Origin of the sequence: Candidatus Stygibacter australis (genome assembly GCA_030765845.1) — a bacterium.
GTDB lineage: Bacteria > Cloacimonadota > Cloacimonadia > Cloacimonadales > TCS61 > Stygibacter > Stygibacter australis.
Genome location: JAVCDJ010000176.1, coordinates 1 through 9,788, shown reverse-complemented (window position 1 = coordinate 9,788; position 9,788 = coordinate 1). Strand labels below are relative to the sequence as shown.

The window sequence follows — 9,788 nt, the reverse complement described above, 5'->3', positions numbered from 1 at the left end:
TTATCCCTGATGATGAGTTTGATGCATACCATAAGGAAATTGAGGAACGGGGTGGAGATTTCCGCATTTTCCTGGAAAGGATGTTTTCCGATATTTATCAGCAGAAAATTGAGAATCTGGTGATAGATGTGAGGAATAACGCGGGAGGTAACAGTATCCTGGCAAACCAGTTCTTTGATCATATAAAATTAGAAAAACCAATTTCTCCAATTACTACAGGGATCAAATTGTCTCAATTGATGCAGCATTATTACTCGGACGTAGTGGATTACTATCTGAACAGGTTGCAGGATAATTTTGGAGTGGAAGCAGAGCTGCCCTATTATTATGACCTGGATCTGGATATGAAGGAAGATTATTTTAGTATTATCAGGAATAAAGACAGCGGGTTTTACCTGCCGGCATCTAATCACAAGTTTGACGGTAAGCTATATTTTCTCACAGGATATGGTACATTCAGCAGTGCCGGAGATATGGTAACCATTGCTTATGATAATGATCTGGGCATTGTAGTGGGAGAGCCGATGGGTCAGAAGCCTACATCTTATGGAGATATTCTCTATTTCAGTTTACCAAACAGCGGGATTGAAGGCAGTGTTTCGCATAAGGTGTTCAAGCGCCCAAAACGCAGTCTCAGCAGAGAGAAAACTATCTATCCTGATGTCTCTGTAGAAGTAAATTTCTATGATAAATATTTAAAAGGCATAGATAGTGCCTGGGATGTAGTTATGCAGATCATTAAAGAGGATAAGGAATAATTATGGATTATGTTATACTTGGCTTGCTGGGATTAAATATTGTGATCATGATCCTGCTGCTGATACGGTCAAAAAGCAGTGATGGTAGTTATGATAGAATATTACGGGATGAGATGCAGCGCAATCGTGAGGAAACTAAAACAGGCGAAAAAGTACTGCGCGAAGAATTAATGAATGCTTTCAGCAGGCAATCTACTTTGATTGAAAACAGTCTGGACAGGTTCAATCTCAGCCTTAATGACATGATCAAGGATAACAGGCAGCAGACAGAAGAAAATCGTAACATGATTGACAGCAAGCTGGAAAAGATGCGTGAGACCGTGGAAGAAAAACTGCAAACTACCCTCCAGAAGCGGATTGGGGAAGCTTTTACCCGCGTGGAACAGCAATTGGAAAGGGTACAAAAGGATCTGGGGAAAATGCAGGCCCTGGCTGACGGAGTAGGTGATCTAAAGCGGGTACTCACCAATGTGAAGGAAAGGGGAACCTGGGGAGAAGTAAAATTAGGCTCGATATTGGAACAAATCCTCACTCCAGAGCAGTTTGCAGAGAATGTACAGGTGAAGTCTCAAAGTCAGGAACGGGTAGATTACGCAGTGAAACTACCTGGCAGCGGTGATGATGTCCTCTGGCTGCCTATAGATGCCAAATTCCCTCAGGAAAGTTATTTGAGGATATTGCAGGTGAGCAAGGATGGTGATAAGACAGATGTAGATAAAGCAGTAGCTGAACTGATCAAAGCTGTGCAGAAATCTGCAGCAGACATTAGAGATAAATATATTAATCCTCCGAAGACCACAGATTTTGCTATTATGTTCCTTCCCACGGAAGGGCTTTATTCAGAAGTATTACGCGTGCCTGGAGTAATGGAAAGTATCCAGGAGAAATATCGGGTTGTGATAGCTGGTCCCACAACGCTATCAGCGATAATGAACAGTCTCAGAATGGGATTTAAAACACTGGCAATAGAGAAGAAAGCCAGCGAAGTATGGAAATATCTGTCAGCAGTAAAAACGCAATTCCGTCTATTTGGTGAGGTGATGGAGAAATTAAAGGATCAGGTTAGCAAAGTATCACGTACATTAGATAAAACCAGTGACAGAGCACGCATTATGGATAGCAGACTGCGTTCACTGGAGCAGATATCTGATAATGAAGCAGACGATATTCTTGGTATTGATAATCCTATAGATGAATAAGCTATTGAGTTAAGACGATGTACTCATCGGATTGACTTAAGAGCGAACTTAACTTCCCTGCCAACTCAGCAGGAGTTTTGGAATGTAACCAGGACAAGACTTCTGGCGACCACTTATTCCTAACTCCAGCATGTCACTGTCGTCCATAACTCCTATCCCGAATACGGTTCAGAAGTCCTGACTTAGATTTGGTTACCCCCCCCCAAAAAATCTTAAGTCCCCGATAAATCGGGGCTATCGTATCTTAACTCAATATTTATTTATTTAAGCAGAACAACTTTTTTAGTTTGTGAAAATTGCGGGGTTGAAAATCTGATCAGATAAACTCCCGTTGGCAGGTTATTATTTGACCAGGTATATTTCCACAATCCCGATGGTTGAATACTATTTGCTATCCTATCTATCAATTGCCCTTTCTGATTATAGATATTCACGCTCAGGAAATCTTCATCAGGCAGCATGCAGGATAGATTTAAGGCCGGATTAAAGGGATTGGGATATAGTTCGATATTGGTAACCGGCATAATAGTAGTGTCTTCTATATCAGTGCCAAACCAGATGCGGGATACATATTCCGGATGATCAATAAAGGGATTTCTGTTTTCCTGATATTCATATACCCGGTCGTTGCGTCTCATCTCCCAGGCGTCTGGAGGGTCTTGGAAATGCCATTCCAGCAGAGTGCTCATCTTACCAAATTCCGGTTCAGGGCTAGTATTTACCTCATCTACCATTTCCAGATCAAGTTCTCCTGAATCACCCTCATAGCGTACTGTCATATAAAATATCATCCTTGCCACATCGCCTTTCACCTCATCGCGAGGTTCCCAGCTATTGCTGTCATAATAGCAGCCCGTATCACCATCACCATCTATATACAGATTTCCGCCATTATCAAAATCCAGATTGCCCCGACGACTATTCACACTCACATCAGTAGGTCGGAGATGATGCGCATCAGTGCCGCAGGGTGGATTATTACCAAAGTCTCCATGGGATTTTGCCCACACATGTTCACGATTCCATTCGTCAATATCACCACCAAACTCATCAATCGGTCTTGACCAGCCCGTATAGAGCAGTATCACATTATCGCTGTTATTGATATCCTGATCTGTATATGGTAATATATAGTCACGCAGAGCATTATAAGAATATTCTACGTGATCATCGATAATATTATGCAAAGTGGTTTTTAACTGATTGCCCATCAAACCATCGCAGCCATCATAGTATCCTGCCGGCGGATCTGCCATTATCCCGATTGTCAGGACCAATAATATACTCAGTAACATTATTTTCTTCATCACATCACCTTCTTTCTTTCTGATCAGGCTAAATTTTATCCATTCCCCCTGCTGTCAACCTACTATTTCAGAAGAAGACACCTTGTGATAAGCCTGGTTTGATCATCCATGCTGAGTTTGATCAGGTAAATACCCGAACTGCAACTTTCACCCTGATCATTTTTTCCTGACCAGGTAATTTCATTATCTCCCTTATCCATAACCTGATCAAGCAGAGTACTCACTTTCTGACCCTTCTGGTTATAAATAGCAAGTTCCACCATGCCAGATTGTGGTACGTAGAACGATACCGTTGTGTTGGGATTAAAAGGATTAGGATAATTCCTGAGGTATGGTTTTGCTGGTGCAATGGTATCTTCATCTTCATCACCAATATTCCACAGATCTTCATCATAAAGGCAGGGAATATTAAGGGTATCCAGATCAGCTTCAAAGATCATTGTTTCACCCCAATATTCACGAAATATCAATTCTGGAGAGACCAATATTTCACAACTGTCTCCCGCAGCCATTACCAAAGGCAGCTCGAGTTCATCAATAAAACTCCAATAGAATAGAACCGGCTCAGGGTGTGGATAACCATCTAAGGTCGTGAAATAGATATCCTGCAAAGTCACAGGATAATCACCAGTATTATAGATAGTGATTTCTTCATCAAGCTCATCATCAAGATCACACACGATAGTATCTTTAGAAGCTGTCAAATAAGTAACATCAGGATATTCCACAGTGATCAGGTCTTCTGCCTGCACTGAGTCCAGCACGGTATCATGCCAGGCATAAAAAACCGGTGAGTATATTCCTGGTTCAGTATAAGTATATTCTGCTCCATACCCTAAACTATCTGTGAGAATGGAATCAATGATACCATCAGCATCAAAATCCCAGGCAAGTGAATCTGGAGCATGCAGAGTGTGATCTTCAAAGTGTACAGTTAAAGGCACTTCACCAATAGTGGTATCGCAGATAAAGTCCGGCAGATAGTTATATTCCGGCTGCCAGTCCATCACCACTTGATAGCCTTCATTGCAGATCTGAATTTCCAGTGCCTGCAGTTCATTGATAGTAGGTGGATCATTTATCCACTGCTCCCTCAATTCATTTATCTGGGCAAAGTGTTCTTCTTCATAAGCCCTTGCCACATCCCAGTAACCGGTACCATTTGGGTTCCGTAATAACCAGGAGTCTGCAAAGTTCGCTGGCGTCGCATTATAGATCAATTGCCTGATCTGGGTAGCCCGATCAGTTAATGGAACAGATGGACTGCCTGATGCCGGCTGAGGTACTGAGGGGCAAACTGCCCAATAGGGGAGGGCAATCCCGCTGACAGGTACTCCCAGATTCGTCCACATGGTGCTTAGCCAGGCAGGTTCATTTGGGGTTGAGCCATGCATCAGGGCTACTGATGAAAAGCTGTTACCATTATTACTATAGGCAGTGGAAAGATAGCCATAATTGGAATTAATACTCCACCTGTCTTCAAAGGGTACATCCAGCAGGTTTTCTTCTTCGTCATAAAACCCCCTGAGTATCTGAGGAAATATATCTTCCCATTCTATAGGACCAGCTTCAGCAAGATCCGCAAGTACATGATTCATCATCGTATATCTGAAGGTAGGAGTTCCTCCACCTGCGATAGAAAAATTATCCCTGATCAGAAAGCCATATTGCGTATCAGCGGTATCATAAAGCCAATAATCATTAGGTGCCACTTCCAGTACCACAGCAGCTCCCGTGGCATCCATCATCACATAATTAGTGTGCGTTTCTCTACCAGACACATTTGTGCTGTCCAGAAAGGTAAGAAATTCTGCCACTGTAGAATAATTGCGCAAAGCCTGCAGCATGCAGTCTCCATTGCCGGGTAATCTTTGCAGATCACCAGAAAGGGCATTTGCAATTGCCAGACCCGTCTCATTCATACCCATCCACACATATTCTGATCCGCTATTACCTGAGCCTATATATTCATAAGTATAGCCATCTTCATGCGTCACATGCACATTATTCCCTGCTTCTCTTGATTTCCAGATTATGGGACGCCCATCTGCTGTAGCAGAACCATTGATCACGCCTAATGTACAGCAGAATAATTCACTGATCAATAGGATAAATACAAAACTTATAACCAACTTCCTCATAACTACTCCCTATACTATTTTAATAATAAACACTTTCCTGCGGATATTTGTTTACCATCAATCTCAAGTCTATAGAAATAAACCCCACTGCCGACAGATATACCTTTATTATTATTTCCCTGCCAGATCACGCTGTAATTGCCGGTACCCCGGCTGATATCCACCGGGAGACTGTTCACTTTCTGACCCCTGATATTATATATCCCAATTTCTGCTTCATCAGCAGTCTGATTCAAGGTAAAGGTAATTTTCGTCTCAGGATTAAAGGGATTAGGATAATTCTGATTTAAAACAGCTTTGGTGATCTCTCCAGGTGAAGTAAATCTTTCCAGGTCCGGCACAAAGCCATAGTTCTTCTCCGTATATGTCCACCTGATAGTTTCCACCTGGTCAGGGGAACGCATTTCTATATAATAATATTCATTAGGACTATCCACTTCAACTGCTGCACCATTAAATGGAGTCCAGTCTGTCCAGCCTATCAATCCCACATTATCAAAATATCCCTGACTGGTTCCTTCTGGAGGTGGATACACCGTAGATCGGTAGTCAATAAACCGTTCATTATCCTCCAGCTCCGGCAGATCTGCCCAGACGTATGTCCAGGGGTTATCTCCATCAAGTGGGGGAGTGCCGTACATGTTAATATAATTCCCTCCGGTTCTATTAGCATATGTTCTTATCTGCACCTCGGCATCTTCTGTATTACTGGTGCGGATATAGCCATGCAGTGAGTAATCCACATCGTCATAGAGCTTGATCCTGCCTTCCAGATTTGTGATGATATTATCTCCAGCAGAAGATTCCAGCTCAATGCAAAGAGAATTATCACCCATATAGGGTTCTTCCTGGGTCAGCCATTCATGACTTGAATTTATAGCCCATTCACTGCACCCTTCCGGCTCAAAATTTCCATGATAGACAATTTCTCTACCTAACCGGAATTCCCAGCCGGTTCCTTCATCAATTGTATTCAAAGATGAAAATGACCCGGCTTTATGCAGCAGGATGGGACCTGTAGTATAATATTCATCTCTAAGTTCCAGATCATCAAATTCTATAAATCCGTGAGAATATACCTGCATACTCAAGGTATCCAGAATGATCTCTGCCTGGATAGAATCCCGATTTACGTAGAGGTACCCATTCAATTCCCTTGATTTCTGGGCTAAATGATCAAGGATATAAAGTCCCAGTTCTCCTTCTGCGGGAACTGTGATATTATCATCTATATAGCAGGGTTTTATATAAAATCTCTCAAAGCCGTCTTCCCCTGCTTCGGAATATAAGATACAGGTCGGCATAGTTTCAGTATAGGAAAGGTCAAAGATAAAATTACCCAGCGAGTGGGCGATCAGAATGCCATTATAAACCTCAAAACCCTGTACAATATGCGGATGATGACAGATCACAAGGTCAGCACCTGCATCCACAGCATAATGACGGTATTCCGTATCCCACGCTTGAGGTATATCATTCCGCCAGCTATAATTCTCATCCTCAGGATTCGGCTCCAGATACCACTCTTCTGGCAAACCGTCATAATTCGAGCTTGGTCCTGTGGAATATTCACTTCCGCAATGCAGCTCCATGATCACCAGGTCACTTACCTGCCGCACCTCTTCTATCTGTTTCTGCATATAATATTTCGTAAGATAGGCAAATCCAGATTTATCATAGCCGCAATTCAAATATGGCTGAAAATTATTATATTGCCCGGTCCTGTCTGATGCTGCCAGAAATGCCAGATTGATCCCCTTCTTATTATATATAATTGGTCGATATGCTTCATAAGAATTCAATCCTGCCCCGGAATACAGCACTCCAGCAGAGTCAAGAGCTGTCTGAGTATCTGTGATACCTTCTTCCATATAATCCAGAATATGATTATTTGCCAGAGTCACAATATCAATCCCGGCATAGGCAAGACCTTCCGCACTTGATTCCTGTCCCTTGAAGTAAATAGTTTTTGTGGGATGATGATTATTGGAGTCCGTCAATGGACATTCCAGATTACCCACGGTAATATCTGCCGCATATCCAAGTATTGACAAAGTGGAATCAAAAATAGCCTCATATCCATAGCCATTGATAATATTATTTATTTCCCGTGCCAGAACAATATCACCCGTAAAATTAATCGTCAATGGCAGACTGCTGCTGCCTTCATTAACTTCAATCACGCAGGAAGCATAGCCCTCCAGAGCAGTATCATCAGTTACTTTCAATGATACAGAATAAGGATGATCATCAGTAACCCGGTAGGTGTAATCAAATTCTGCTTCCTCCATTACTGTGTTATCGCCCATTTGCCAGTAATAAGCCAGGGAATCTGAATCCTCATCAATCACCTCGCATTCAAAAGAAATTTCCACATCTCGGCTGCCGTCTCTATTATTACGTACTTCCAGTATTTCATAACTAATGCTCACGACTGGTGCCACTGGCAGCAGGGTGGTCATATTGCGTATTTCATCAAAATACACATCCCCATAATTTGAGCGGTTATTGATGAATACCATTCCTTTGATGCGGGGTAGATAATTAAATCTTGCCTGCCAGTCATCTGCTACCGGAAAATTCACCTCATGCCACTCATTATTGCTATATAGCCCCTGATAGCAGGTCACCCATTCCTCGATATTCAGGCAGGAGCCACCCGCTATTGAATATAATAATACATTGAAATCATCATAAAATCCTATCCCGATCGTATCGCCCACATTCGCTATATATACAGCTGACTGCCAAACGTCCCCACTATCGACAGTCACTGGATAAAACGCCATCCGCTTTGCTGTATTGCCATATAGATGTAATGAAGCAGATGTGTCATTATAGCCAAAATCACTTGTATATTCACAACTATCCGGTTCTGTATCCAGATCACGCCAGGAGGTAAGCTCCGGGGGTGAATTATCAAAATCCTCAATAGTCACGGTTTTACTGAATATACAACCAGCTTCCTGAACTCCCACTCCAAATAATGATAAGGTACTCAGCAATATAAAAAACACTATAATCGGTCTCATAGATGGCCTCCTTGCCAGATACATTTATTGCACAACACAATATCTAATGCAAGGAAAAAAACTCTTAAGCACTCAGAATTTCTCATTATAGATCATTCAATCTTTTTCAAACTAAAATTATCCCCTGCCAAATTCACCCTGTTCACTATGTTCACAATGTTCACTGCGTTTACCAAAAAAAAGGTTCTTGACTGAGTTGCATTGCAAAAAAATCCTGCTTTCGTGCTGGAATAGCTCAGACCGGTAGAGCAACTGATTCGTAATCAGTAGGTCGGAGGTTCGATTCCTCTTTCCAGCACCACCCTTATTTTTTATAACAGATCATAACGACTTCAGGACTGCTCGACTTCATGACTGCTGGACTGATAGACTGCACGACTTCAGGACTGAGAGACTGAGTGACTGAGTGACTGAGTGACTGCACGACTTAAAGACTGAGGGACTGAGGGACGGTGAGACTGAGGGACTGAGGGACTTCTGGACGGATAGACTGCTCGACTGATAGACTGCCCGACTGAAAGAATAAACAAATAATAAATTCTTCTCTTCTCCAGTTCGTTTTGTTCGTAATTGTTCGTTGCTTAAAATCCTACATTACATTCTTTCGCGCAATTTAGCGTTTTTAGCGGTTAAAAGAATCTTACATTACATTTAATTTTACATTTTACATTTTACATTTTCAATTTCCCGCTCTGTATTCATCCGTTCACCCTTCACTAATCACTGTTCACTAAAAAAAAGGGGCTTTCGCCCCCTTTTTTTATACAGTCTCTATCGAGCTGTTCAAAGTGCTAAGATCCAATCCACAAGCCGGCATAACGGCTGCTGTGATCAGATTACCTACATTAGGAGCTTCGGTGCCCAATAGGTCACCAATCTCTCCTCCGAAATTATCTACTGTTAAAGTGCTCAGATCAAATGATGTAACTTCTGCTGCTCCAAAGCAAGCCGCAATAAATAATGCATAGTTATTTACATCACGACTTGGAAGCTTACCTTCATGCTGAGTATCATTCCAGGCATCTTCATAGGTACTCATATCAGCTTGAAAACCTTCTGAGGCATCATTCCAGGTACTAGCTATTGCCTGACACTGGGCACCGAATGTTGCATTCTGTGATGTTAATTCATCGGGATACGCGTACTTTCTCATTGAATTGATTCCGAAACGGTCCTTATACGGTGAAAAAACCATTCCATCAACATAACCAGAAAAGTACTGGTAGAGGACACTGGGTCTAACTTTCATTGTTTCTCCTTTGTTATGTAATGCTTCAGGAACCGGGCGCCAAAAATAGCTCCATCTTCATCACCATTTTAACACACACAAGATGTCGATATCGTATCGATT

6 protein-coding genes and 1 tRNA gene are annotated in these 9,788 nt (G+C 42.1%); 3 read left to right on the top strand and 4 right to left on the bottom strand.

Going from position 1 to position 9,788, the window contains the following annotated elements:
- Both RAO94_08905 and rmuC read left to right on the top strand, forming a co-directional pair.
- Positions 1-758 (top strand): S41 family peptidase (locus RAO94_08905; GenBank protein MDP8322454.1); only part of this gene is annotated, 758 nt, incomplete at its 5' end.
- A gap of 2 nt (positions 759-760) precedes the next feature.
- Complete coding sequence (gene rmuC, locus RAO94_08900; protein MDP8322453.1) at positions 761-1,957, top strand: DNA recombination protein RmuC; 1,197 nt, start codon at positions 761-763, stop codon at positions 1,955-1,957.
- 260 nt (positions 1,958-2,217) lie between these two features.
- On the opposite strand, the gene RAO94_08895 is transcribed toward rmuC, so the two are convergent.
- The 3 genes from RAO94_08895 to RAO94_08885 form a co-directional block, all read right to left on the bottom strand.
- Entirely contained in the window at positions 2,218-3,264 is a 1,047-nt protein-coding gene (locus RAO94_08895; protein ID MDP8322452.1) for an endonuclease, read from the bottom strand.
- Between the two features lie 62 nt (positions 3,265-3,326).
- On the bottom strand, positions 3,327-5,405 hold the full coding sequence (locus tag RAO94_08890) for a FlgD immunoglobulin-like domain containing protein (GenBank protein MDP8322451.1): 2,079 nt from the start codon (positions 5,403-5,405) through the stop codon (positions 3,327-3,329).
- Between the two features lie 14 nt (positions 5,406-5,419).
- The gene (locus RAO94_08885; protein ID MDP8322450.1) at positions 5,420-8,437 is read right to left on the bottom strand and encodes a CapA family protein; all 3,018 of its coding nucleotides are present in this window, start codon (positions 8,435-8,437) and stop codon (positions 5,420-5,422) included.
- A 224-nt stretch (positions 8,438-8,661) separates the two neighbouring features.
- Here RAO94_08885 and RAO94_08880 point away from each other — a divergent pair.
- Positions 8,662-8,738 (top strand) — tRNA-Thr (locus RAO94_08880).
- A 459-nt stretch (positions 8,739-9,197) separates the two neighbouring features.
- On the opposite strand, the gene RAO94_08875 is transcribed toward RAO94_08880, so the two are convergent.
- A complete protein-coding gene (locus RAO94_08875; GenBank protein MDP8322449.1) occupies positions 9,198-9,686 on the bottom strand; it encodes a hypothetical protein in 489 nt (162 codons plus the stop codon).
- Positions 9,687-9,788 lie beyond the last annotated feature (102 nt).